This is a genomic window from Microbacterium sp. MYb72 (assembly GCF_002979415.1).
GTDB classification, from domain to species: Bacteria; Actinomycetota; Actinomycetes; order Actinomycetales; family Microbacteriaceae; genus Microbacterium; species Microbacterium natoriense.
In genome coordinates this window covers 39,464-62,462 of record NZ_PCOT01000008.1, presented here as the reverse complement: position 1 = coordinate 62,462, position 22,999 = coordinate 39,464, and the positions used below count along the sequence as shown (strand labels likewise).

The window sequence follows — 22,999 nt, the reverse complement described above, 5'->3', positions numbered from 1 at the left end:
AGCCACAGGCACGGATCCGCAGGCGAGCACACCCCGCAGGCGATGAGCGCGAGCACAGGGATGCCGCGGCAGCGAGAGCAACCTCTGCCGCGGCATCCGTGTTCTCTCCGCGGTCAGCGGAGAACCGTCTCCCCGATGAAGCCGCCCTCCGCGCATCCGGGCGGGATCGCGAACACCGCAGACCCGATGGGCGTGGTCCACTCGTTGAGCAGGTCGAGCTCGGCGAGCCGCTGCTGCATGGGGGTGAACTGCCGCTCGACGTCGGCCTGGAACGAGACGAAGACGAGCCCCGACTCCGAGATGCCGCCGCCCGACGGCCTCTCGTCGTAGTTGTACGCACGCCGGAAGATCTTCTCCCCGTCGTCGCCGCGGGCGCGGCGGATGTGCGCGAACTGCGGGATCACGGGGAATCCGATCGCGGTCTTCGCCTCGAAGTCGGGTTCGTCGCGCTCCGCGCTGCCGGTGAGCGGGGCGCCGTTCCCCAGCGTCCGGCCGACGGAGGCCTCGCGGCCCCCGCGGTCGAGGCGGTCCCACTTGTCGAGGTCCATGCGGATGCGGCGGATGACGAGGCCGGTGCCCCCGGACAGCCAGCCGTCGTCCGCCCACACGACCCGGTCGAACTCCGCCGTCCCCGGCTCGGGGTTGGCCGTGCCGTCGACCTGGCCGAAGAGGTTGCGCATCGTGGTGCCCGGTCGCTCGGTGCCGTACGCGCGGCGGAACCCGGTCTGGGTCCACCGCAGCGCAGCGAACGAACGCGAGTCCTTGAGCAGCATCCGTGCGGCGTGGGCGACCGTGAGCGGATCGTCTCCGGCGACCTGGAGCAGCAGGTCGCCGTCGGAGAACTCCGGCTGCAGCGCGTCGATCCCGAACGCGGGGAGCGGCGCGAGCCAGGTCGGGGCCGGGCCGCCGGCCCGCGCGACCAGCCGCGGGCCGAAGCCGAACGTCACGGTCAGACGGGCGGGGCTGGCGGCGAGCTCCGGCTCCGAGTCCGCGAGCGCCGGGGCGCCCTGGGTGAGCCGGGCCGCGTCGTCGGTGAGGATCCGCATCAGCCTGGACACCCCCTCACGGTCCGTGGTGTCGTGCAGGTCGAGGGCGAGGAACATGCCGTGGGCCTGGGCGGGCGTGTCGATGCCCGCCTGGTGGATGCCGTGGAACGGGACCTTCTCGTCGCCGTTCATCGGCGCGGACGGCGTGACGGCCGGAGCCGCCTTCTGATTCAGGGCGATGTCGATGCCGACCGCCGCAGCGGCGCCCACACCGGCGACAGCCCCTCCGAGGAGGAACTGCCGCCGGGTGGAGCCGGTGCGGCCGGCACGAGCGCCCTCAGCGGGCGCGCGCATCAGTGGTTCATGCTGCCGTCGTCGTCGCCGCCCTCGTAGTTCTCGTTCGCGCCGGTGTAGTCCTTCACGGGTGCGGTGAACTCGTAGGTCGACTTGTCGGAGAAGGTGAGGGTGAACGTCACCTCGTCGCCCGCCTTGAGCGGCGCCGAGAGGCCCATGAGCATGATGTGGTTCGCGCCGGGCTCGAGCGTCAGCGTGCCGCCGGCGGGGATGACGAAGCCGCCGTCCTTCTCGCGCATCACCATCTCCCCCGACTCGTTCTCGACGGTCTCGTGCAGTTCGACCATGCCCGAGGCCTCGGTCTTCGCCGAGACGACGGTCACGTCCTTCTCGCCGCTGTTGGAGAGCTCGCCGAAGGCCGCCGACATCCCCTCGTCGGCGGACTTGACCCAGGCGTCCTCGATCGTGACCGAGTCCCCGGCGAGCGCCGTCGACGACTCCGCCGAGGGCGCGGTCGAGGCGCAGCCGGTGAGAGCGAGGAGCGCCGTGGCGATGAGGGCGGTGAGACGGACGGTGGACTTCTGTGCGGTGTTCATGGAATGGCCTTTCACGGTTGCGTGTCCGCAGAGTCGCCGGATTCCGGCGCTGCGGCCGCCGCCCGGGGGCGACGGAGGAATCTGTAGAGGAGGAAGGCGGCAGCGGCGATGGCCGCTCCGCCGGCGCCGACGAGCAGCGTCCGCTGCATCCCGTCGGCCTCGTCGGCCGTCTGCGCCGCGTCATCCGCTGGTGCGTCGGTGGTCGCGGCATCCGTCTTCGCTGTCGCCATCGGAGACCCGTCCCCGACGGTGAACGGCACGACGCCGGAGATCGGATGCCCGTCCTCCGAGACGACCTGCCACCGCACCTGGTAGCCCGCGTCGGGCATGCCCTCTGCGACGGCGGCCGTGACGGTGTTCCCGTTCACGACCGGGTCGCCGGACACCCAGTTCTTCCCTTCGGCGTCGACGAGGAGCACGACGGCTCCCGTCGTCGAGTCGCCGAGCATCAGCAGCTCCCCGGAGAACGTCAGCGTGACGGACTCCGGAGGGGCGGCGAGACGCTCGTCGGTTCCGGGGGTGCTCTGGATGAGCTGGTCGTGGGCGGATGCGGGCAGGGCGGTCGCGAGGATCACGACGGCCGCCGCCAGTGCACCCGCCGCGAATCTGCGGACAGGGGACATGGATGACAGACCTCTCGACGGGCGTCGGGAGTCGACGCCGCGGACGCGGATCGCGTGCCCGGCGGGCCGGTGCGCACGCGACAGTGCCGCCGTCACGGGCCCGAGAGGGCGGACGGCGCGGATCAGACGGCGGTGGGAGCCGGCGGGGCGCGTCCGTGGAGAGGTGAGCGGAGGGCGAGGTCGCGGAGCGCCTCGGGTTCGTCGGATGCCGGAGCGGCGAGCGGGCGCGGCGGCGCAGGCATGGCGACGAGCGCGTCGACACGACGGCGCAGCCAGCGGATGCTGAGCTCCGCCCGTTCGCGCAGGCCCAGCAGGAGCCGTTCGCCCCGGTGCAGTGCGAGGATCGTGACGACCGCGGCGATCGCGTGACCGAACCACATGAGTCCGTCGGCGGCGACGGCGGCGGAGAGTCCGTCGGTGGGCGAGAGCTGCAGCGGAGCGCCGTGGACGTGGCCGCCGACCGCGCCGGTCGGCGTGATCGTGCCCAGCACGAACAGGACGTGGAACAGGAGCTGGCTGATCGCGACCGAGAGGCTCAGCCGCACGACCGAGAGCCGGCGCCCCGCGAGGAGCACGCACACCATGAGCGACAGCAGCCAGGGCACGAGGATTCCGAGGGGCCCCGGCATCGTTCCACCGCCGGTCAGGTGACCGGCCAGAGCGGCGAAGATCGCCAGCGACGATGCGGCGAAGCCGCGCAGAACCGCCGGCTTCCTGGACTCGTGCACGGGTCCATTGTGTCAGGAAGCCGAGACGCCTGTCCGGACGGGGCCGGTCGGCGCATACCTCACGCATAGACGCCGCACAGCATCCGCTCTCGATTTGAGACCTGCGGATTCTTCGCTTATGGTTACAACTTGATAACGGACGCGTCCGTCTCCCGAGGAGCTTCACCATCACTTCGCGATCACCCGAAACCGCGCTGTCTTCCACGCCTCTCACCGAGGTGTCTTCTGCAGACCCCGTCGTCCCGACGGGCATGCTGCGACGAGACCGACGCAGGGCCCAGGCGACGCCGGATGCCGCAGCCGTCGTGACGGAGCAGACCCCGATCGTCGAGCAGGCCGCCGCGGTGGAGCAGGCCGCCGCCGTCGTGACGCTGGCCGCGACCATCGCCGCCGAGTCCGCAGAGCCGCAGGAGACTCCCGCTCCCGCCGAGCAGGACGTCATCTCCGCTCCGGCGGATGCTGTCGATGAGGCCCCGGCCGTGGATTCTCCCTCGGTCGACGAGGCGCCGGCCGACGCTGCTCAGGACGACGCTACTCAGGAAGACGCTGCTCCCTCGGTCGACGAGGCGCCGGCAGATGAGGTCACCGCAGACGACGAGGCCCCCTCGGCCGAGGAGGACGCCTCCTCCTCCCCCGCTTCCGACGCCGCCGAGCCGGCCGCCGCCCGCAGCCCCCGCGGCCGCAAGGCTCGTCCGCGCCGCGTGCGTGCGACGGCATCCGCTTCGCGCCCGGCATCCGCAGCTCCCGTGGCCGCGCGCACGGAGCGCAGCTCGTCTCGACGCCGGATCGGCCGGATGACCACGGCCGCACTGGCCGTCGCCACCCTGGTGTGCGGCGTCGCGCTGCCTGCCGTGGGCATGGCGCAGTCGGGCACCGCCTCCGCAGCCTCGTCGGTGATGGCCGACATCCGCGCCGAGGCCCAGACCTACACGGCCAGCGCCGACGTCATGCCCGACGTCGTGGTGAGCGGCGACTTCTCCGCGACCACCCCGGACGAGATCGAGAAGATCCGCGTCGCCAGCGCCGCCTCCGCGAAGAGCGGCATCGTCCCGATCGCGCAGCCCGGCCAGGTCATCATCCCCATGGCGGCCGGCTCGTACACGATGACCGACGGCTTCGGCGCGAGCCGCCCCGGTCGCAGCCACATGGGCCAGGACTACGCCGCCCCCGTCGGAACCCCGATCTACGCGGCCGCCGACGGCGTCGTCACGATGTCGCAGGACAGCTACGGCGGCTACGGCGTGACCGTCCAGGTGCAGCACGAGTTCGGCGGCAGCTCCGCCGTGTCCACCCTCTACGGCCACATGGACTACGGCACCAGGGCGGTCCAGTCCGGCGACCGCGTCGTGGCCGGCCAGTTCCTGGGCCGAGTCGGCACCACCGGCTACACCATCGGCTCGTGCCTGCACTTCGAGGTGCACATCAACGGCACCCCGATCAACCCCGTCCCCTGGCTCGACGCGAACGTCCGGTAAAAGCACTCGGCTGCGGCCCTGTCGCGGCTCTCGAGACCCCCTCGCACCGCGGGGATCGCACGGCCTAGAGTCGTCGCATGGGCCTCCTGACCTTCAGTCTCAACATCACCCTCGACGGCTGCGTCGACCATCGGGAGGGCATCGCCGACGACGAGACGCACGCCTACTTCACACACCTCATGGACGAGGGCGGCGCCATGCTCTGGGGTCGAACGACCTACGAGATGATGGAGAGCTACTGGCCGGCGGTCGCCCGCGGCGAGGAGGATGCTCCTGCGGCGCTGCGCGAGTGGGCGATCAAGCTGGACGCCAAGCCGAAGTACGTCGTGTCGTCGACGCGCAGCGACTTCCCCTGGGCCAACAGCCACCACCTCACGGGCGACCTGCGCACCGCCGTGCAGGAGCTCAAGGATGCGACCCCCGACGGAGTGCTCCTCGGCAGCGGTGCGCTCGCGACGCAGCTCGACCGGCTGGACCTGATCGACGAGTACGTGTTCCTGCTGCATCCCATGATCGCGGGGCACGGCCCCACGCTGTTCCAGGACGGACTGCCTCAGACTCGACGGCTCGAGCTGATCTCGGCGCAGCCGCTCAGCAACGGCTCCGTCGCGATGCGCTATCGACGGAGCGAGTGAGGCCCGACCCCTCAGCGAGGAATCACGACGCAAGTGAGCAGCAGTCCATTGCTCCGCGTCCACCGCCCGGCGATCTCCGAGACGCTCCGGCCCTGCAACCGCCACGGATCCCGCAGCAGGCGCGCCAGGAAGACTCCGGAAGACGGATCGATCTCGACGCTCACCTCCTCGAAGCCGAGCCACTCGTCGGTGATCGGCGACCAGGCCTTGTAGACGGACTCCTTTGCGCTGAAGAGCAGCCGGTCCCAGTGCACGTCCGACGGGGCCGAGGGCAGTCGCCTGAGCGCATCCTGCTCGCCTGGGGATGACACCAGATCGGTCACGTCCTCCGGAAGCGGCGCGTCCGGCTCGGCATCGATGCCCAGAGTGAGGACGTCCGTCATCCTGGCAACAGTGGCCGCGCGATACCCCTCGCAGTGCGTGATACTGCCGACGAATCCCTCCGGCCACACGGGTCGTCGCCCCACGCGGCCGATCGGCGCATCCGGCACTCCGAACTCCCCCAGCGCGCGGCGTGCGCACTCGCGCCCGGAGAAGAACTCCGACCGACGGCTCGGCACGGCATCCGCGACGAGCATCTCCTCCTCCGCGAATCGCGCGAGGACCGTCTCATCCCCGCTCTCCGCGCAGACCACCCCATCGGGGAGGATCGCGGCCATCGCCGGGGTCATCGGAGCCTCACGACCGAGCGGGTCCGATTCGTCGTGCGGCATAGCTCCCTTGATAGCAGATGCCCTGCCCGGCCCCCGACGCGCCCGGGCTACAACGCGAAGAGCCCCGATCGTTTTCGATCGAGGCTCTTCATCTCGCGTGCGCGAGGGGGGACTTGAACCCCCACGTCCATACGGACACTGGCACCTGAAGCCAGCGCGTCTACCATTCCGCCACTCGCGCGAGTCGTCTCATTCCGAAGAATTCAACTCCGCAAGGCTATCACGGCATCCACCCCGCGAAGAAACCGGCCCGACCGAGCCCGTCCGCACCATCCGACCGAGCCCGTCCGCACCATCCGACCGAGCCCGTCCGCACCATCCGACCGAGCCCGTCCGCACCATCCGTCCCGGTCCGTTCTGTCGGCGCAGATCACGGATGCCTGCGGAAACAAGCCGGTGCGCGCCGACATCCGTGCATCGGCGCCGACGAAGCGAGCCTGGCTCCGCAGCACACCGCCGCACCACACCGCCGCACCACCCGCGCACCGCACACCACACCGCGGCCACACCCGCGCACCGTACACCGCCGCCGCACCCGCAAACCCCCGCAACATCCCTGCGAATCCGCCATACAACGGCGTTCACTCAGCACACCTGGCTACGATGTCCCTACCGGTCGGCATGCCAGAGGAGCCCAGTGGGACTACTTGACAGCTTTGAGAAGGGTCTCGAGCGCGCTGTGAACAGCGCCTTCGCGAAGACCTTCCGCAGCGGCATCCAGCCCGTGGAGATCGCCTCCGCCCTGCGGCGCGAGGCCGACACCAACGCGGCTGTGGTGAGCCGCGACCGCATCATCGCGCCCAACAGCTATGTGGCACGGCTCAGCCCCGACGATGCGGAGCGGATGCTCGGTCTCGGCGGCGCCCTGACCGATGAACTGCACGCACTGCTCACGGCGCACGCGAAGTCACAGGGCTACAGCTTCGCCGGCCCGCTCGCGATCACGCTGGAGGCCGACGAGAAGGTCGCGACCGGCACGGTCCGCGTCGATTCGGGCACGGTCGAGGGCCGCGTCAGCTGGCAGGCCGTCGTCGACGTCGACGGGCGCCGCCACTCGATCACCCGCGCGCGCACCGTGATCGGACGCGGATCGGATGCCGACATCACGATCGCCGACGCCGGATCCAGCCGCAAGCACGTGGAGATCCTCTGGGACGGCGAGCGCGCCATGATGCGCGACCTCGGCTCGACCAACGGCACGAAGGTCAACGGCACGAAGGTCCGCGAGGCCGCGCTCCCGACCGACACGACGATCACGATCGGCCGCACCGACCTCGTCTTCCGCATCATCCCCGTCGCCGCCCCGTCCCGCCCCGCGCGGCCGCGCGACGACGACGCCACCCGCGCGTTCGGGGCACTCGGATGAGCGCCCGCATCCCGGCGGGAGGGACGATCTGATGGCAGAGCTCCCTCTCCTCCTCCTGCGCCTGGGGTTCCTCCTCCTCCTGTGGTTCTTCGTGTTCGCCGTGGTCTACTCGCTGCGTGCCGATCTCTTCGGCGTGAAGGTGCGCAAGCTCCCCGCCGAGCAGGCCGCAGCCGCGGCATCCGCTGCTCCGGCGCCCGCACCCGCGGCGAAGCCGGCATCCGCGAAGCCCTCGACCGGCCCCGCGACGATCGCCACGGCCAAGCGCCTCGTGATCACTTCGGGTCCCAAGACCGGGCTCGAGCTCCCGCTGAACGGCGAGAGCCTGTCGATCGGCCGCTCCAGCGAGTCGTCTCTCGTGATCCGCGACGACTACACGTCGAGCCATCACGCCCGCCTCCTGCTGCGCGGAGACAACTGGGCGATCCAGGACCTCGACTCCACCAACGGCACCTTCGTCGGCGGCACACGCGTGACCGGCTCCTCGGTGCCGCTGTCGCTCGGCACCCCCGTCAAGGTGGGCGCCACGACCTTCGAGCTGCGGGCCTGACGCGCGTATGGTCTTCGAGGGCTCGAGCGCCGCGATCTCCCACACCGGGAAGGTCCGCTCCAACAACCAGGACTCCGGATACTCCGGAGCCAACCTGTTCGTCGTCGCCGACGGCATGGGCGGACACGCAGGCGGCGACGTCGCCTCCAGCATCGCGATCCAGCGCATGGAGCCCCTCGACCAGGCGTACGCCTCGACCGACGACGCGCAGGCGTCGCTGCAGGCCGCGGCCACGACGGCCGCCGGCGACCTGATCCGCGCCGCGAAGGACCGCCCTGAGCTCGCCGGACTCGGCACCACGCTCAGCGCGATCATCATGGTCGACGACTACGCCGTCATCGGCCACATCGGCGACTCGCGCATCTATCTCTTCCGCGACGACGCGCTGACGCAGATCACGGCCGACCACACCTTCGTGCAGCGGCTCGTCGACTCGGGCCGCATCACGCCGGAAGAGGCCCGCTACCACCCGCGGCGCTCGGTGCTCATGCGCGTGCTCAGCGACATGGACGCCGACCCCGAGCTCGACATGTTCGTCATGCACACCCTGCCGGGCGACCGCTGGCTGCTGTGCTCCGACGGGCTCTCCGGCGTCGTCGACGAGACCCACATCCTCAAGGCGATGCGCCTCGGCATGGCTCCGGGCCGCACGGCCGACAGCCTCCTCAAGCAGGCGCTCGACGGCGGCGCCCCCGACAACGTCACGATGGTGCTCGTCGACGTGGGCGGACAGCACGCGATCTCGTCTGGCACGCCGACCATCGTCGGATCGGCCTCCAATCCGTCGAACATCGCGATCCCGGCCGCCCGTTCCGCGCTCAGCAACTGGCTGCACCCGGTGCGCCAGGCGGCGAACGAGCCGAGCCACTTCGAACCGGCCCCCGAGTACCTCGAGGAGCTGATCCAGGAAGACCGTCGGCGCGCACGTCGCCGCCGGTTCGGCTGGATCGCCGGGATGCTGCTGGTGCTCGTCATGCTGGGCATCGCCGCTTTCGCCGCCTACAGCTGGACCCAGACGCGCTACTTCATCGGCGCCGACGAGGACAGCGTCGTGATCTTCCAGGGCGTGCAGCAGAACATCGGGCCGATCACGCTGTCGACGCCGGTGCGCGACACCGACATCCTGCTCGCCGACCTGCCCGAGTACCAGCGCGCATCGGTGGAGCGCACGATCAACGCCCGTTCCCTGTCGGATGCCGACGCCATCGTCGCGCGCCTCCAGGCGGGAGCCGACGCGAACGCGATCCAGCAGACGCCCCTGCCCACTCCGATGCCCACTCCGACGGAGGGCGCAGGATGAGCGTCGACGTCGCCGCTGACACCAGCGTCATCAAGGCGCTGCGCGGGATCCGGATGCCGCAGACGCAGCGCAACCGGGAGTTCTGGCTGCTGCTGTTCGCCATCGTCATCAGCGGCGCGTCGCTGACCCTCGTGCAGCTCGGCGCCCTCGGCACGGTCGACCCGATGATCCTCGCGATCGGCGGCGGGCTCGCCGTGCTCGCGTTCGCCCTGCACTTCGTGCTGCGCGCCGTGGCCCGCGACGCCGATCCGTTCGTGCTCCCGATCGCCACGCTGCTGACCGGACTCGGCATCGCGATGATCTACCGGATCGACATCGCCAAGGCCTACACGGGCTGGGGCGCGTTCTCCACGAAGCAGCTCGCGTGGGCGGCGATCTCCCTCGCGGGGGCGATCGCCACCGTCATCCTGCTCCGCAATTACCGCGTGCTCTTCCGGTACACGTACATCTTCGGCCTGACCGGCATCGTGCTGCTGCTGCTGCCGTTCGTCCCCGGCCTGCGCATCCCCGACGCGAACGCGGCGGTGTGGGTGTCGCTGGGCGGCAACTTCGCCTTCCAGCCGGGAGAGCTCGCCAAGATCTGCCTCGCGATCTTCTTCGCCGGCTACCTCGTGCGCACGCGGGAGAGCCTGACCTCGGTCGGCACGCGCGTCCTCGGCATCACCTGGCCCCGCATGCGCGAACTCGGACCGGTGCTCGTGGTGTGGGTGATCTCGCTCGGCATCATCGTGTTCCAGCGCGACCTCGGCACCGGAACCCTCATCTTCGGCATGTTCGTCGCGATGCTCTACGTCGCCACAGGGAAGACCAGCTGGGTGCTGATCGGCCTCGGCCTGGTGCTCGCTGGAGCCGTCGTCGCCACCCAGGTGCTCAGCTACGTGCACGGCCGGTTCATCAACTGGCTGTTCCTGTTCGATCCGAGCCAGGTGAACCCCGAGAAGGAGGGGTACCAGCCGATGCAGGGGCTGTTCGGCCTCGCCCACGGCGGACTCATCGGCACCGGCTGGGGTCAGGGCCGCCCCGAGGTGACCCCGCTCGCGCACAGCGACTACATCATCACCAGCCTCGGCGAGGAGATCGGCCTGATCGGGCTGTTCGCGATCCTCTGCCTCTACATGGTGTTCGTGAGCCGCGGCATCCGCATCGGCCTCGCCGGTCAGGACGACTTCGGCAAGCTGCTCGCCACCGGGCTGTCGTTCACGATCGCGCTGCAGGTGTTCATCATGGTCGGCGGCGTGACCCGCGTCATCCCGCTCACCGGACTCACCACCCCGTTCCTCGCCGCCGGCGGCTCCTCGCTGGTCGCGAACTGGCTGATCGTCGCGCTGCTGCTGCGGATCTCGGATGCCGTGCGCTCCCAGCCGAGGACGGTGATCGGATGACCAAGGAACTCCGCCGCCTCAGCATCGTCATGCTGTTCATGTTCATCTCGCTGTTCGCCGCGACCAGCTGGATCCAGGTCATCGACGCCGACGCGCTCTCCCAGAACGGCAACAACAAGCGCACGCGTCTGGACAGCTACGAGATCCAGCGCGGTTCGATCATCGTCGACGGGGTCGCCATCGCGTCGTCCGTGCCGAGCGACGACATGTACCAGTTCCAGCGCGTGTACACGGATGCCGCCATGTGGGAGCCCGTGACCGGCTACTTCAGCGCACCGCTGGACTCCCGCACCGGCATCGAGAAGGCCCTCAACACCGACCTCTCCGGCACGGGCTCGAACGCGTTCTTCTCGGAGATCGAGCGGATCGTCAGCGGTCAGCCGCAGACCGGCTACAGCGTGGAGCTCTCGCTGAACACGGCAGCGCAGCGCGCCGCCTATGAGGGACTGCAGGGACTCAAGGGCGCCGTCGTCGCCATCGAGCCCAAGAGCGGACGCATCCTCGCGATGGTGTCGACGCCCGGCTTCGACACGAACCTCCTCGCCACGCACGACGCGGATGCCGCGAACGCCGCGTTCGCACAGCTCGAGCAGGACCCGTCGAAGCCCCTGTCGAACCGCGCGATCGCAGGAGACCTCAACCCTCCGGGGTCGACGTTCAAGATCGTCGTGGCCGCGGCGGCCTTCGCGAGCGGCGACTGGACGCCGGAATCGACGCTGCCGAACCCCGCGCGCTATCAGCTGCCCGGCTCCGACAACACGGTCTCGAACGCGTGGGGCGGCACGTGCGGCGGTGACGGCCCGACGGTGACGATCGCGGAGGCCGTGCGCCTCAGCTGCAACATCCCGATGGCGGAGCTCGCCGTCGCCCTCGGCGACGACAAGATCCGCGAGATGGCCGAGAAGTTCGGCTTCAACCAGAGCTTCGACACCCCGCTCACCTCCACCCCGTCCAGCTACCCCCGGGGGCTCAACGACCCGCAGACCGCGCTCAGCGGTTTCGGTCAGGGTCAGGTCACCGCCACGCCGTTGCAGATCGCCATGGTGGCGGCTGGGCTCGCGAACGACGGAGTGGTCATGAACCCCCACATGGTGGATGCCGTGATCGGAAACGACCTGTCGGTCATCCGGTCGTACGACGACAGCGAGTTCGGCAGAGCAGTCGACGCGAGCGTGGCCGATCAGGTCACCGCCGCCATGGTGGCGAGCGTCGCTACGGGAGCGGCGCAGGGTGCAAGAATAGACGGGATCGACGTGGCCGGTAAGACCGGTACCGCAGAGAACGGAAACAAGCCGCACACGTTGTGGTTCACCGGCTTCGCGCCGGCGGACGACCCCGCGGTGGCAGTTGCGGTCGTCGTCGAAGACGGCGGCGGAAAAGGTCAGTCCGGAAGCGGTGACACCATCGCCGCTCCGATTGCGAAGAAGGTCATAGAGGCGGTGCTGGGCAGATGAGACCGACGCAGGGTGTGTCGTTCGGTGGTCGCTACGAGCTGCAGTCGCGTATTGCGATCGGCGGCATGGGCGAGGTGTGGGAGGCGACGGATCACGTCATCGGACGCACCGTCGCGATCAAGATCCTCAAGGACGAGTACATGGGGGACCCCGGGTTCCTCGAGCGGTTCCGCGCGGAGGCGCGCCACGCTGCTCTCGTCAACCACGAGGGCATCGCGAGCGTCTTCGACTACGGCGAGGAGAACGGCAGCGCCTACCTCGTCATGGAGCTCGTGCCCGGCGAGGCTCTGTCGACCATCCTCGAACGCGACGGCGCGCTGAGCGCCGACAAGACGCTCGACATCGTCGCGCAGACGGCATCCGCTCTGCAGGCCGCGCACGCGGCCGGCCTCGTGCACCGCGACATCAAGCCGGGAAACCTGCTGATCACGCCAGACGGCCGTGTCAAGATCACCGACTTCGGCATCGCGCGCATCGCCGACCAGGTGCCGCTCACCGCCACGGGTCAGGTCATGGGCACCGTGCAGTACCTCTCTCCGGAGCAGGCCTCCGGTCACCCGGCGTCTCCGGCGACCGACACCTACTCGCTCGGCATCGTCGCGTACGAGTGCCTCGCGGGCAAGCGTCCGTTCACGGGTGAGTCGCAGGTCGCGATCGCGATGGCGCAGATCAACGAGCAGCCCCCGCCGCTGCCGCCGACCGTGCCGATCCCCGTGCAGAACCTCGTCATGGCGATGATCGCGAAGAAGCCGGCGGATCGCCCGTCGTCCTCCGCGACCGTCGCCCGCGCCGCACAGGCGCTGCGACGGGGCGACCTGAACTCGGCCGCCATCGCCGTTCCCGCCATCGCGAACGGCGGCATCGCCGACGACGCGACCCGGATGCTGACGGCATCCGGAGACGACGGCGCGACGCGCATCCTGCCCACCACGGCGACCCTGCCCACCGGCGACGACGTCGCCGAGGAGGAGGAGGGGAAGAAGAAGCGCAGCCCCTGGACCTGGCCGCTGATCGCGCTCATCGCGCTGCTCGTCATCGTCCTCGGCGGTGGACTCTGGGCGCTGTTCGGCCCGAAGGGCGGCGGAGACGCCGACCCGTCGAAGACGCCGTCCACCTCGGCGAGCCAGACGCCGAAGCCCACGAAGTCCGAGACGCCGGAGCCCACGAAGGCCCCGGTCGACGTCGCCTCTCTGGGTCTGGTCGGACTGAGCTGCGACGAAGCGATCCGGATCGCCACAGAGGCCGGGCTCGTCCCGTCGTGCGACGTGGGGACGACGCCCGCTCCGACCCCCGAACAGGTCGGCACTGTCGAGCGTGTCAGCCCGACAGGTCTGCTCGAGCCCGGATCCGCGATCAGCATGACCTCCTTCGCAGGCCAGACGCCGATCGGCCAGCCCAAGAACGCTCCGACGTTCTCGGCCGCGACGACGATCATCGAGGGCGGCACTGCCACGCTGAACTGGACGAACTTCACGTGCCCGTCCGGCACCCCGAACCTGTCGTCCTACGAGGTCACCCTCACGAACGGCACGTTCACGGGCGGCAAGACGACGAGCAGCTTCGACCAGAACACGCGCAGCACCACGTTCACGGTCGACACCGGCAAGGCCGGTCAGGTCGTGACCGCGACGTATCGCGCGTTCTGCGGAGACCGTCCCTCCGACGTCTCGCCGCAGGGCCAGTCCACCGTGATCCTGCCCGCGGCTGAGACCGGCGGCAGCGATTCAGCAGGTTGACGGCTAGCGCATCGTAGGCTGAGAGCAGTTTCATCAGGTCGTATCAGGGGGTCAGTACGTGTCCACAGAGCCACGTGTTCTCGCGGGTCGGTACCGCGTCGACGAGCTCATCGGGCACGGCGGCATGGCCAAGGTGTACCGCGGCTATGACCTGACGCTCGGTCGCGACGTCGCGATCAAGATCCTCGACCCCGAGCTGGCACGCGACACGGCGTTCCGCACGCGGTTCCGGCTCGAAGCCCAGGCCGCATCGCGCATGTCGCACCCGTCGATCGTGCGCGTGTACGACGCCGGAGACGAGACCGAGGGCGACGGCTCGCTCGTCGTGCCGTACATCGTCATGGAGCTCATCAGCGGCACGCTGCTGAAGGACATCATCTCTGCGGGCCCCGTACCCGTGGACGACGCGGTGCGCTATGCCGACGGCATCCTCGAGGCCCTGGACTACTCGCACCGTGCCGGTGTCGTGCACCGCGACATCAAGCCGGGCAACGTCATGGTCACCGACAAGGGCCAGGTCAAGGTCATGGACTTCGGCATCGCGAGAGCCGTGTCCGACTCCTCGTCGACCGTCGCCGAGACCACGCAGATCATCGGCACCGCCGCCTACTTCTCGCCGGAGCAGGCCAAGGGCGAGCCCGTCGACGCCCGTGCCGACCTGTACTCGACCGGCGTCGTGCTCTACGAGCTGCTCACCGGACGTCAGCCGTTCCGCGGTGAGTCCCCCGTGGCCGTCGCCTATCAGCACGTCAGCGAGACCCCCGTGCCGCCGACCGAGGTGAACGAGGACTCCCCCGGCGCCCTCGACCCGATCGTGCTCCGCGCCCTCGCGAAGGACCCGTATCAGCGCTACCCGGATGCCGCGCACTTCCGTGCCGCGCTCGACGCCGCCGTCGCGGGCCGTGCCCCGAGCCGCAAGGAGCTCGGCGCGCTCACCAGCGAGCTGTACGGACCGAGTCCGAAGCAGGCGCAGGAGACCGCGCGGTCGCTCCGCCAGCTCAGCACCGACACCACGATGGCCCGTACGCAGTCCGGGCCGCCGGTCGCGTGGATCTGGGCAGGGGTCGCGCTGCTCGCCGTGCTCCTGGCATCCATCCTGTTCTGGGTGATCACGATCAGCCGTACCGACGACGCACCTGTGACGGCGCGCACCGTGCCGAACCTCATCGATGTGGCCTCGGAGCGCGCTCAGGATGCGCTGAGCGATCTCGATCTGACAGCCAAGGTCGTGCTCGAATCGAGTTCCGAGATCGCCGAGGGCAACGTCATCCGCACCGATCCCAAGGCGGGGGTGGCCGTCGCCGAGGGCGACGAGATCACGCTCTACGTCTCGTCCGGCAAGGAGACGGTCGTCGTGCCGACCCTGAAGGGCCTGTCGCTCGCGGCCGCGAAAGACGCCCTGTCCGCCGCCGGCCTGCAACTCGGCACGGTGATCCAGCGCAACGACAAGAGCCTCGCCGCTGACACGGTTATGGAGGCCAGCGAGAAGGCCGAGTCGGAGGTGGCCCCCAAGACCGTCGTGAACCTCGTGGTCGCGAGCGGTCGGGTCACGCTCACCGATGTCACCGGCTGGACCCTGGATGCCGCGAAGACGCAGCTCGAGCAGATCGGACTGACCCCGACGGGCGTCGAGCTCTCCGACTGCCCCGCGACGGATCCGCCGACGGTCGTCTCGATGTCCTCCGCGCCCGGTGATGTGGCCGTCGGCTCGCCGATCGAACTGCGCTACTGCACGGGCTCCGCGGGCTGATCGCGCTGCGGTGACCGGTCGCTGAACGAGCACACCTGCAGACGCAGCGCCTCAGCGCGAGGACTGCGGATGCAGCAGTTCGGCTTTGGCGACGGCATCCGCGTCGCCGATCGAGGAGAGCCAGTTCGCGAGCAGCCGGTAGCCGCCCTCGGTGAGCACGCTCTCGGGGTGGAACTGCACGCCGACGATCGGCAGCCCGACGTGGGCGATCGCCATGACCGTCCCCGAATCGGCGTGCGCCGTCGCGCGCAGTTCATGGGGCAGTGCAGACTCCGCCACGGCGAGCGAGTGATAGCGCCCGACGTCGAACGGAGAGCGGATGCCGTCGAACAGCGCCGAGCCGTCGTGCACGACCGGCGACACCATGCCGTGCATGAGCTCCGGGGCCTCCGTGACCGGTGCGCCGAAGGCCTCGGCGATGCACTGGTGCCCGAGGCAGACGCCGAGCAGCGGCATCCCCGTCTTCGCGGCGATGCGCACGGCGTCGATCGAGGCGCCGGCGTCGGCGGGCGCGCCGGGCCCGGGGGAGAGCATCACCCCGTCGAACGCGGGCATGAGCGACTCGAGCCCTGCCGCGTCGACCGCGTCGGCCTCGATCATCTCGACGTCGGCGCCGAGCTCTCGCAGGTAGCCGACGAGGGTGTGCACGAAGCTGTCGTGGTTGTCCACGACGAGCACGCGCGTCATTCGACGTCGACCTCGCCCGGGGTGATGAAGGGGCTGACCCACGGGAACACGAACCAGAACAGCGCGTACAGGACGGCCGCGACGAGCACGAGCAGGATGAAGAGCCTCAGCCACCACGGACCGGGCAGCAGGCGCCAGAGTGCGGCGTACATGATTCCTCTCGTTCCCTACACCGACGGCGCGGCCGGGGGCGGCGGCGGATCGGTCAGAGCCTTGGGCGGACCCTCGGCGCGCGGCTGGAAGCTCTCGAAGACACCGTAGGCGACGATGCGCTCGGCGAGCGAGTACAGGGGGGAGCAGGCGGTCAGCGTGATGTACTGCTCTCCGGTCTCGACGCCGGGCACCTGCGGCACGTCGAGCAGCACGTCTGTCTGCGTCGGCTTGACGTATTCGAGCGTGCGGAAGCGGTAGGTGAACCAGCCGTCGGGCGTCTCGACGACGATCGCGTCGTTCAGCTGCAGCTTGTCGAGCTGGTTGAAGGGCTTGCCCCACGTGGTGCGGTGCGCGGCCATGGCGAAGTTGCCGATCTCACCCGGCATCTTCGAGTCGGTGTAGACGCCGATGCCGAGCTTGTCGAGGGTCCCCGCGCGGGTGGTGCCGCCGTAGATGCCCTTGTTGTAGTCGGCGCCGAAGCGCGGGATGTGCATCTGAGCGAGCCACTGCGTGTTCGCGGGCTTCGCGGGTACGACCGGCGCATAGACGGCGGTTCCGTCGTCGTTCTCCACCAGCGGAGGGAGTTCGGGTGCAGGGGACGCCGCCAGCTGTCGCGAGATCGCCGCGCCCTGATCGTTCTTCTCGGCGCTGATGATGATGTCGCCGATCCACATCTGCCAGGCGACGAAGAGCAGCACGAGGACGCCTGCGGTGAGCAGAAGCTCACCGAGCACGCTCGTGAATGTGGCGCGCGAGCGGGGACGGCGATGACGCCTGCGTCGCTCCCCCGAGACGACGGATGCACTCATGCCGCTGATACTATCCGTGATTCCTGTGCGGATGCCGCGCTCTCGACCCCCGGATTCTCGGCGCTGCGAGGAGTCGTGGGTAGAATGACGGCATGGCACGAGACCGCAAGACAGAAGAACCCGAAGTGACGCGCGCCGAAGGCGACGCTGCGCCCAACGCGGTGTGGTTCAAGCCCGTGATGATCGGCTTCATGCTGCTGGGTCTGGCCTGGATCCTCGTGTTCTACATCTCCGGCATGGCGTTCCCGATCCCCGGTCTCGGCAACTGGAACCTGGCCATCGGCCTCGGCATCGCGCTGATCGGCTTCCTCATGACCACGCGGTGGCGCTGACCGCATCCTCTTCCTGAGAAGAAGGCCCCCTCGATGACGAGGGGGCCTTCTTCGTTTCCGCCCGACCCAGCGAGCGCAGCGACGCCTTTTTCTCCTGCCCGAGCGAGCGCAGCGATGCGGCGTAAGGGCGCAGGGATGTTCCCGGAGCGAGCATCGGGAGGGGCCCGCGAAGCGGGAGGGAACCCGCTCTGCGAGCGAAGGGAACATCCCTGCGCCCGTCCCCCGTACCTGCGCCCGTCCCCCGCAGAACTCAGGAGTGAGAGTTATCCACAGATCTCTCCACAGCTGGGGAGAATTACACCGGTGTTATTCACAGGGGTTAACAACCCTGTTAACAACTCTCGATCAGGCCAAAAGCACGAGCGGCGGAACGACGAACACCACAACGATCAACAGAATGGTGATAACTGCGAGCAGAACGATCTGCCATACGCGCTGCTCGCGGCGGCGCGTGCGCGTGTACACGAACGCGACGAGAGCGCCCGTGATGATGCCGCCGAGATGCGCCTGCCACGAGATGCCGCCGGCGAAGAGTCCGAAGGCGAAGTTCACGCCGAGGATGATCAGGATGCCGGTGACGTTGCCGCCGAGGTGGCGCCCGATGATGAGCAGCGCGGCCATCAGACCGAAGATCGCGCCGGACGCCCCGACGAGCCCGTTGAGGGGAGCGAGGCACGCGGCGACCACCGAGCCGCCGAGACCGCTGATCAGATACAGGGCGAGGAAGCGGCTCCTACCCAGCATGGGCTCGACGATCTGCCCCAGCATCCACAGCGCGAGCATGTTCAGCGCGAGGTGGATGAAGCTGCCGTGCACGAACAGCGCAGTGAGCAGACGCCAGGGTTCGAAGGGGAAGACCGAGAGGTTCGGGTACAGATACACGGAACGGAAGTAGAGCAGGTCGGTGATCTGGTCGCCGAAACCGCCCGGGATGAGCTGCAGCAGCCCGATGAACGACGTGACCGCGAGGAGCGCGTAGGTCACGACCGGCCTGCCGCTGCGGGTGGCGGTCGCGATCGCGCCGCCTCCGCCCCAGCGCCGCGCGGCCTTCTTCTGCGCGGGGGTGCGGTTCTTACGATCTTCTTTCATGCACTCGGGGCAGATGACCCCGACCGCGGCCTGGGTCTGGCACTCGGGGCAGACCGTGCGCATGCACCGCTGGCAGAGCACGAAGCTCTGCCGATCCGGATGCCGATAGCAGTAGTTGTCGCGATTGCTCGTGAACTCGGAGCTCGTCATCCGGATCGGCTCGCTCGGCGTCAGGCCGCGACGATGTCGATCGACTGCAGCACGACCGGCTCGATCGGGCGGTCGCCCGCTGCGGTCGGCACGGCGGCGATCGCGTCGACGACGGCCTTGGAGGCGTCATCGGCGACCTCGCCGAAGATCGTGTGCTTGCCCTGCAGCCACGGCGTCGGGTCGGTGGTGATGAAGAACTGCGAGCCGTTGGTGCCCTCGACCTCGCCGGTGATGGCGTTGCGGCGCAGGCCGGCGTTGGCCATCGCGAGGATGTAGGGCTCGTTGAAGTTGAGCTCGCCGTTGATCTCGTCGTTGAAGTTGTAGCCGGGACCGCCGACGCCCTGACCGAGCGGGTCGCCGCCCTGGATCATGAAGTTCGGGATGATGCGGTGGAAGATGACGTCCTTGTAGAGGGGACCCTCGCCCGGCTTGCCGGTGGCGGGGTGCGTCCAGTCCTGGGTGCCGTCGGCGAGGCCGACGAAGTTCTTGACCGTCTTCGGAGCGTGGTCGCCGAAGAGGTTGATGACGATGTCACCGTGGTTGGTGTGGAGGGTTGCGACATGAGAAGCGTGAGCCATGCCCATATTCTCGCAGAGCTTCCGGTGAGTTTGCCCGGGTTTCATGCCGCTTCCAGCATGGCGTGGCAAGATGGTGAACCCGTACTCCAAACGACAGGAGAGCATCGTGAGCCTCAGCCGCAAGCGGAAGAAGGAACTGCGTCGTCTTCAGAACGACGCGAACCAGCTCTGGGAGAACCAGCAGGTGCTCGTCGGCCACGCCGCCGATGTCGCCCGTGAGGCCGGTCGTCAGCTCGGCAACTTCAATCGCGAGCAGGTGGTCCCCGTCGTTCAGGACACGTACAACCGTCGCGTCGCACCGGTCGTCGACCAGGGCGTGCGCTTCGGCAAGCACGTCGTCGACGACAAGGTCGTCCCGATCGTCGGCGGAGTCGTCGGCACCGCTCTGAGCGCCTGGGATGTCGCGAACGCGAAGCGTCACGGCCTGAGCGCCCCGCGCGGCCGCGCCGTCGTCGTCACCGAGAAGAAGGGCCCGGGTCTCGGCTCGGTCGTCGCCCTGATCCTCGGCGCCGCGGCAGCCGTCGGCGTGCTCTACGCCGCATGGCAGGCGCTGCGCGCAGACGACGAGCTGTGGGTCGCCGACGACCCGCTGTCCGCTCCCGACGCGTGACTCGGACAGGTCGTTGAGCGAGGACGCCGCAGGCGACCGAGACGAAACGCCCCATTCCCGGGTGCGGGATGCCGCGGCATCCCGCGGTCTCGACATCGAGATCCGTGAGCGCCCGCAGGCGAAGAGCCTGTTCGAGGCTGCCGAGCTGCTCGGACTCGACCCTTCGGGGATCGTGAAGACGCTGGTCGTGAAGCGGTCGGACGACACCTATCTCTTCGCCCTGGTGCCCGGCGGCCGATCGATCTCGTGGCCGAAGCTGCGCGCCGTCGTGGGCGTCAACAAGCTGCGCCTGCCGGAGCCCGAACTGGCTCTGGCCGCCACCGGATACGAGCGCGGCACCATCGTGCCCATCGGCAGCACCACGGACTGGCCGATCTACGCGGACGAGTCGATCGTCGGCCGACGCATCGCAATGGGTGCGGGCGCCCACGGCTACAGCCTGTTCGTCGAGGCCGATGACCTCATCTCCGCGTACGGCGCGACGGTCGCCGACATCACCGTGCCGGAGGAGCCGCGCGGCTGATCGGCGCGCGGAGTGCGTCTCGTCTCGCTGCGCTCGCTCAACGACGGGGGAAGGCACCACTGGTCGTTGAGCGAGGGAGCGCCAGCGACCGAGACGAAACGCCTCACCCGTCCGCGCGACCTCGGAAGGCGCTCAACGACGGGTCAGAGGATGCCGGCCATCCTCAGCGCGATGTCGACGAGCTTCACCCGCTGGAGCCCTGCGACGGCGTCACGGGGGAACCACTCCGCCATGTCGGTCGAGCCCTCGGTCTCGAAGCGCAGCTTGCCGCCGGTGACGCTCGCGCGGTACACGATGCGCAGGGTGTGCAGCGGCGAGTCCGACTTCTGCACACGCTGGGTGGCGGGGATCACGCGGGAGTGGATGCCGAGCAGCTCGCCGACCTTGACGGAGTACCCGGTCTCCTCGCGGAGCTCGCGGCGCACCGCCGCCTCGGGGTCCTCTCCGGCTTCGAGTCCGCCGCCGGGCATGGTCCACGCGACGCGGCGTCCGTCGATCCAGCGCGCCAGAAGGATCCGGTCATCGTCATCGGTGACGACCGCGTATGCCGCGACGCGCATGTCCATGGCTCACACGATATCGTCCTCGTCATCGACGACGACGCTCCCGTCGCGAAAGGTCCCGGAAAGACGGGATCTGAGCGGGACCTTTTGCGACGGGAGCCCCGGCCGGCGCGATCGATCAGGAATCGAGAAGCGGCGCGCTCGTCGGCGTACGTACGCTGAGGTCATCACCGATCGAGAGGACACTCCCATGGCCGACAACGAGAAGAACTTCACCGCCGAGGAGCGCGACGCCATGAAGGCGGCCGCCGCCGAGAAGAAGACCGCGCGCTCCCGTGCGAAGAAGACGCCGGAGGAGGCTCGGGCCGAAGGGGAGGCCGACCTGCAGGCGGCGATCGCGAAGCTCTCCGACGACGACCGGGTGATCGCAGAGGGCCTGCACGCCCTGGTGTTCGAAGCCGCTCCTCACCTCGTGCCGCGGACGTACTACGGCATGCCCGCGTGGGGCAAGGACGGCAAGGTGCTGTGCTTCTTCCAGCCCGCGAGCAAGTTCAAGACCCGCTACGGCACATTCGGCTTCGAGCAGCCCGCACAGCTCGACGACGGCACGATGTGGCCGGTGGCCTACGCCGTCCTCGAGCTCGACGAGGCCAACCGCTCGTTCCTCGCCGAACGGATCCGCCTCGCGGCCGGATGACCTCTCCGCATGGGGTAGGGTCTTCTCCATGACCAATTGGTATGCGTATTTCGAGTCGGCTCTGGAGGGGCCGTCGCGACACTGACGCGTACCGACACCTTCAGAGCCGACAGGGCAGAGCATCCGCTCTGCCCTTCGCCGTTTCGGCGGGCTCTGCATCGGGTCCGCCCTTAGTGGACAGGACCCACCCCGTGAACGACACCGCCACCGTCGACGCCACCGCCGACCTGCACGTCGCGAGCTTCACCACCATCCCCGCGCCCGGCGAGATCGCCGCGGAGCTGCCGGTGGGCGACGAGCGCTCCGCCCTCGTCTCGCGCACTCGCGACGAGACTCGCCGCATCATGACGGGGGAGGACGACCGTCTGCTCGTCGTCGTCGGCCCGTGCTCGATCCACGACCCCGACGCGGGGCTGGAGTACGCCGGACGTCTGGTGCGCGAGGCCGAGAAGCACAGCGGGGAGCTGCTCGTCGTGATGCGCACGTACTTCGAGAAGCCGCGCACCACGGTCGGATGGAAGGGCCTGATCAACGACCCGCACCTCGACGGCAGCCACGACATCGAGGCCGGGCTGCGGATGGCACGGGCGTTCCTGCGCGATGTGACGGCGCTGGGGATGCCGTGCGCCACCGAGTTCCTGGAGCCGATCAGCCCGCAGTACACCGCGGACCTGGTGACCTGGGGCGCGATCGGTGCGCGGACCACCGAGAGCCAGATCCACCGCCAGCTGGCATCCGGGCTGTCGATGCCGATCGGGTTCAAGAACGGCACGGACGGCGGGCTGCAGGTCGCCCTGGATGCTGCGGCCGCGGCATCCGCTCCGCAGGCCTTCCTCGGGATCGGCGCCGACGGACGCGCGAGCCTCGTCACCACGACGGGCAACCCCGACACGTCGGTGATCCTCCGCGGCGGGGCGGACGGACCGAACTACGGGGTGGAGCACGTGCGGCGCGCGTCGGAGCGGCTGGCGGCATCCGGACTCACCGACAGGCTCGTGATCGACGCCAGCCACGGCAACAGCGGCAAGGACCACCTGCGCCAGGCCGAGGTCGTGACCGAGCTCGCCGCGCAGATCGCCGCCGACGGGCGGGCGATCGCCGGAGTCATGCTGGAGAGCAACCTCGTCGCGGGCGCCCAGAAGCTCGACGTCGCCGCCGGTCCTGCCACGCTGGTGCGCGGTCAGAGCGTGACGGATGCGTGCATGGGCTGGGACGCCACCGTCACGGCCCTCGCCGAGCTGGCCGCCGGGGTGCGAGCGCGCTGATCGGGTGCTCCCGCCGGC

The 22,999-nt window shown here is 69.3% G+C and carries 25 protein-coding genes and 1 tRNA gene; 14 read left to right on the top strand and 12 right to left on the bottom strand.

Annotation, left to right across the window (positions count from 1 at the left end; all coding sequences use genetic code 11):
* Nucleotides 1-113: 113 nt before the first annotated feature.
* The 4 genes from CQ047_RS06315 to CQ047_RS06300 form a co-directional block, all read right to left on the bottom strand.
* Complete coding sequence (locus CQ047_RS06315) at nucleotides 114-1,340, bottom strand: Dyp-type peroxidase (RefSeq protein WP_105673434.1); 1,227 nt, start codon at nucleotides 1,338-1,340, stop codon at nucleotides 114-116.
* Complete coding sequence (locus CQ047_RS06310) at nucleotides 1,340-1,876, bottom strand: copper chaperone PCu(A)C (RefSeq protein WP_105673433.1); 537 nt, start codon at nucleotides 1,874-1,876, stop codon at nucleotides 1,340-1,342. The genes CQ047_RS06315 and CQ047_RS06310 overlap by 1 nt, the downstream gene beginning before the upstream one ends.
* Before the next feature lie 11 nt (nucleotides 1,877-1,887).
* Complete coding sequence (locus CQ047_RS06305; RefSeq protein ID WP_105673432.1) at nucleotides 1,888-2,499, bottom strand: copper resistance CopC family protein; 612 nt, start codon at nucleotides 2,497-2,499, stop codon at nucleotides 1,888-1,890.
* Nucleotides 2,500-2,621: 122 nt separating this feature from the next.
* On the bottom strand, nucleotides 2,622-3,227 hold the full coding sequence (locus CQ047_RS06300) for a hypothetical protein (protein ID WP_105673431.1): 606 nt from the start codon (nucleotides 3,225-3,227) through the stop codon (nucleotides 2,622-2,624).
* Nucleotides 3,228-3,445: 218 nt separating this feature from the next.
* Between CQ047_RS06300 and CQ047_RS19055 the strand changes: the two genes are divergently transcribed.
* Together CQ047_RS19055 and CQ047_RS06290 are read left to right on the top strand one after the other, a co-directional pair.
* Nucleotides 3,446-4,702, top strand: a complete 1,257-nt coding sequence (locus CQ047_RS19055) for a M23 family metallopeptidase (protein WP_258132506.1) — start codon at nucleotides 3,446-3,448, stop codon at nucleotides 4,700-4,702.
* A 77-nt stretch (nucleotides 4,703-4,779) separates the two neighbouring features.
* Nucleotides 4,780-5,337, top strand: a complete 558-nt coding sequence (locus CQ047_RS06290) for a dihydrofolate reductase family protein (protein WP_105673430.1) — start codon at nucleotides 4,780-4,782, stop codon at nucleotides 5,335-5,337.
* Between the two features lie 11 nt (nucleotides 5,338-5,348).
* Here CQ047_RS06290 and CQ047_RS06285 read toward each other — a convergent pair whose 3' ends face one another.
* Nucleotides 5,349-6,050 carry a 4'-phosphopantetheinyl transferase gene (locus tag CQ047_RS06285; RefSeq protein ID WP_219844594.1) on the bottom strand — a complete coding sequence of 234 codons (702 nt, stop codon included), beginning with the start codon at nucleotides 6,048-6,050 and terminating at the stop codon, nucleotides 5,349-5,351.
* Nucleotides 6,051-6,148: 98 nt separating this feature from the next.
* Nucleotides 6,149-6,231, bottom strand: a tRNA-Leu gene (locus tag CQ047_RS06280).
* A 195-nt stretch (nucleotides 6,232-6,426) separates the two neighbouring features.
* On the opposite strand from CQ047_RS06280, the gene CQ047_RS06275 reads away from it, so the two are divergent.
* From CQ047_RS06275 to pknB, 7 genes are read left to right on the top strand one after another with little or no spacing between them, the layout of a single operon-like run.
* Entirely contained in the window at nucleotides 6,427-7,416 is a 990-nt protein-coding gene (locus CQ047_RS06275) for a DUF3662 and FHA domain-containing protein (RefSeq protein ID WP_105673429.1), read from the top strand.
* A 31-nt stretch (nucleotides 7,417-7,447) separates the two neighbouring features.
* Nucleotides 7,448-7,963, top strand: coding sequence for an FHA domain-containing protein (locus CQ047_RS06270; RefSeq protein ID WP_105673428.1), 516 nt, complete (start codon nucleotides 7,448-7,450; stop codon nucleotides 7,961-7,963).
* A 7-nt stretch (nucleotides 7,964-7,970) separates the two neighbouring features.
* Nucleotides 7,971-9,263, top strand: coding sequence for a PP2C family serine/threonine-protein phosphatase (locus CQ047_RS06265; protein ID WP_105673427.1), 1,293 nt, complete (start codon nucleotides 7,971-7,973; stop codon nucleotides 9,261-9,263).
* Entirely contained in the window at nucleotides 9,260-10,645 is a 1,386-nt protein-coding gene (locus tag CQ047_RS06260; RefSeq protein WP_105673426.1) for an FtsW/RodA/SpoVE family cell cycle protein, read from the top strand. Before CQ047_RS06265 ends, CQ047_RS06260 begins: the two co-directional genes overlap by 4 nt.
* Nucleotides 10,642-12,099 carry a penicillin-binding protein 2 gene (locus CQ047_RS06255; RefSeq protein WP_105673425.1) on the top strand — a complete coding sequence of 486 codons (1,458 nt, stop codon included), beginning with the start codon at nucleotides 10,642-10,644 and terminating at the stop codon, nucleotides 12,097-12,099. The genes CQ047_RS06260 and CQ047_RS06255 overlap by 4 nt, the downstream gene beginning before the upstream one ends.
* Entirely contained in the window at nucleotides 12,096-13,835 is a 1,740-nt protein-coding gene (locus tag CQ047_RS06250) for a protein kinase (protein WP_105673424.1), read from the top strand. Before CQ047_RS06255 ends, CQ047_RS06250 begins: the two co-directional genes overlap by 4 nt.
* A gap of 58 nt (nucleotides 13,836-13,893) precedes the next feature.
* Nucleotides 13,894-15,585: a Stk1 family PASTA domain-containing Ser/Thr kinase gene (pknB, locus tag CQ047_RS06245; RefSeq protein WP_105673423.1), complete on the top strand. Its 1,692-nt coding sequence runs from the start codon at nucleotides 13,894-13,896 to the stop codon at nucleotides 15,583-15,585.
* A 51-nt stretch (nucleotides 15,586-15,636) separates the two neighbouring features.
* Here pknB and CQ047_RS06240 read toward each other — a convergent pair whose 3' ends face one another.
* The 3 genes from CQ047_RS06240 to CQ047_RS06235 are packed head-to-tail and all read right to left on the bottom strand — an operon-like array spanning nucleotide 15,637 to nucleotide 17,234.
* Nucleotides 15,637-16,272: an aminodeoxychorismate/anthranilate synthase component II gene (locus CQ047_RS06240; RefSeq protein ID WP_105673422.1), complete on the bottom strand. Its 636-nt coding sequence runs from the start codon at nucleotides 16,270-16,272 to the stop codon at nucleotides 15,637-15,639.
* Complete coding sequence (locus CQ047_RS18655; RefSeq protein WP_146114275.1) at nucleotides 16,269-16,424, bottom strand: DUF4175 domain-containing protein; 156 nt, start codon at nucleotides 16,422-16,424, stop codon at nucleotides 16,269-16,271. The genes CQ047_RS06240 and CQ047_RS18655 overlap by 4 nt, the downstream gene beginning before the upstream one ends.
* A gap of 15 nt (nucleotides 16,425-16,439) precedes the next feature.
* Nucleotides 16,440-17,234, bottom strand: a complete 795-nt coding sequence (locus CQ047_RS06235; RefSeq protein WP_105673421.1) for a class E sortase — start codon at nucleotides 17,232-17,234, stop codon at nucleotides 16,440-16,442.
* A 92-nt stretch (nucleotides 17,235-17,326) separates the two neighbouring features.
* Between CQ047_RS06235 and CQ047_RS06230 the strand changes: the two genes are divergently transcribed.
* Entirely contained in the window at nucleotides 17,327-17,566 is a 240-nt protein-coding gene (locus tag CQ047_RS06230) for a cell division protein CrgA (RefSeq protein WP_105673420.1), read from the top strand.
* A 345-nt stretch (nucleotides 17,567-17,911) separates the two neighbouring features.
* Here CQ047_RS06230 and CQ047_RS06225 read toward each other — a convergent pair whose 3' ends face one another.
* Nucleotides 17,912-18,805, bottom strand: coding sequence for a rhomboid family intramembrane serine protease (locus CQ047_RS06225; protein ID WP_105673419.1), 894 nt, complete (start codon nucleotides 18,803-18,805; stop codon nucleotides 17,912-17,914).
* A 20-nt stretch (nucleotides 18,806-18,825) separates the two neighbouring features.
* Nucleotides 18,826-19,383 (bottom strand): peptidylprolyl isomerase, encoded by a 558-nt coding sequence (locus CQ047_RS06220; protein ID WP_105673418.1) that lies wholly within the window; start codon nucleotides 19,381-19,383, stop codon nucleotides 18,826-18,828.
* 106 nt (nucleotides 19,384-19,489) lie between these two features.
* Between CQ047_RS06220 and CQ047_RS06215 the strand changes: the two genes are divergently transcribed.
* Together CQ047_RS06215 and CQ047_RS06210 are read left to right on the top strand one after the other, a co-directional pair.
* Nucleotides 19,490-19,993, top strand: a complete 504-nt coding sequence (locus CQ047_RS06215; protein WP_105673526.1) for a DNA helicase — start codon at nucleotides 19,490-19,492, stop codon at nucleotides 19,991-19,993.
* 61 nt (nucleotides 19,994-20,054) lie between these two features.
* Nucleotides 20,055-20,516, top strand: coding sequence for an aminoacyl-tRNA deacylase (locus CQ047_RS06210; protein WP_181155854.1), 462 nt, complete (start codon nucleotides 20,055-20,057; stop codon nucleotides 20,514-20,516).
* A 143-nt stretch (nucleotides 20,517-20,659) separates the two neighbouring features.
* Here CQ047_RS06210 and CQ047_RS06205 read toward each other — a convergent pair whose 3' ends face one another.
* Complete coding sequence (locus CQ047_RS06205; RefSeq protein WP_105673417.1) at nucleotides 20,660-21,082, bottom strand: NUDIX hydrolase; 423 nt, start codon at nucleotides 21,080-21,082, stop codon at nucleotides 20,660-20,662.
* Nucleotides 21,083-21,269: 187 nt separating this feature from the next.
* Between CQ047_RS06205 and CQ047_RS06200 the strand changes: the two genes are divergently transcribed.
* Entirely contained in the window at nucleotides 21,270-21,716 is a 447-nt protein-coding gene (locus CQ047_RS06200) for a DUF1801 domain-containing protein (RefSeq protein WP_105673416.1), read from the top strand.
* 191 nt (nucleotides 21,717-21,907) lie between these two features.
* Nucleotides 21,908-22,981: a 3-deoxy-7-phosphoheptulonate synthase gene (locus CQ047_RS06195; protein ID WP_258132505.1), complete on the top strand. Its 1,074-nt coding sequence runs from the start codon at nucleotides 21,908-21,910 to the stop codon at nucleotides 22,979-22,981.
* Nucleotides 22,982-22,999 lie beyond the last annotated feature (18 nt).

Coding starts and splice junctions, on each gene's coding strand:
- CQ047_RS06240 (WP_105673422.1), bottom strand. CDS start 16,272: ATGACGCGCGTGCTCGTCGTGGACAACCACGACAGCTTCGTGCACACC.
- CQ047_RS06265 (WP_105673427.1), top strand. CDS start 7,971: ATGGTCTTCGAGGGCTCGAGCGCCGCGATCTCCCACACCGGGAAGGTC.
- CQ047_RS06290 (WP_105673430.1), top strand. CDS start 4,780: ATGGGCCTCCTGACCTTCAGTCTCAACATCACCCTCGACGGCTGCGTC.
- CQ047_RS06200 (WP_105673416.1), top strand. CDS start 21,270: ATGGCCGACAACGAGAAGAACTTCACCGCCGAGGAGCGCGACGCCATG.
- CQ047_RS06275 (WP_105673429.1), top strand. CDS start 6,427: ATGCCTGCGGAAACAAGCCGGTGCGCGCCGACATCCGTGCATCGGCGC.
- CQ047_RS06220 (WP_105673418.1), bottom strand. CDS start 19,383: ATGGCTCACGCTTCTCATGTCGCAACCCTCCACACCAACCACGGTGAC.
- CQ047_RS06270 (WP_105673428.1), top strand. CDS start 7,448: ATGGCAGAGCTCCCTCTCCTCCTCCTGCGCCTGGGGTTCCTCCTCCTC.
- CQ047_RS06310 (WP_105673433.1), bottom strand. CDS start 1,876: ATGAACACCGCACAGAAGTCCACCGTCCGTCTCACCGCCCTCATCGCC.
- CQ047_RS06305 (WP_105673432.1), bottom strand. CDS start 2,499: ATGTCCCCTGTCCGCAGATTCGCGGCGGGTGCACTGGCGGCGGCCGTC.
- CQ047_RS18655 (WP_146114275.1), bottom strand. CDS start 16,424: ATGTACGCCGCACTCTGGCGCCTGCTGCCCGGTCCGTGGTGGCTGAGG.
- CQ047_RS06285 (WP_219844594.1), bottom strand. CDS start 6,050: ATGCCGCACGACGAATCGGACCCGCTCGGTCGTGAGGCTCCGATGACC.
- CQ047_RS06235 (WP_105673421.1), bottom strand. CDS start 17,234: ATGAGTGCATCCGTCGTCTCGGGGGAGCGACGCAGGCGTCATCGCCGT.
- CQ047_RS06225 (WP_105673419.1), bottom strand. CDS start 18,805: ATGACGAGCTCCGAGTTCACGAGCAATCGCGACAACTACTGCTATCGG.
- CQ047_RS06255 (WP_105673425.1), top strand. CDS start 10,642: ATGACCAAGGAACTCCGCCGCCTCAGCATCGTCATGCTGTTCATGTTC.
- CQ047_RS06205 (WP_105673417.1), bottom strand. CDS start 21,082: ATGGACATGCGCGTCGCGGCATACGCGGTCGTCACCGATGACGATGAC.
- CQ047_RS06230 (WP_105673420.1), top strand. CDS start 17,327: ATGGCACGAGACCGCAAGACAGAAGAACCCGAAGTGACGCGCGCCGAA.
- CQ047_RS06250 (WP_105673424.1), top strand. CDS start 12,096: ATGAGACCGACGCAGGGTGTGTCGTTCGGTGGTCGCTACGAGCTGCAG.
- CQ047_RS06315 (WP_105673434.1), bottom strand. CDS start 1,340: ATGCGCGCGCCCGCTGAGGGCGCTCGTGCCGGCCGCACCGGCTCCACC.
- CQ047_RS06260 (WP_105673426.1), top strand. CDS start 9,260: ATGAGCGTCGACGTCGCCGCTGACACCAGCGTCATCAAGGCGCTGCGC.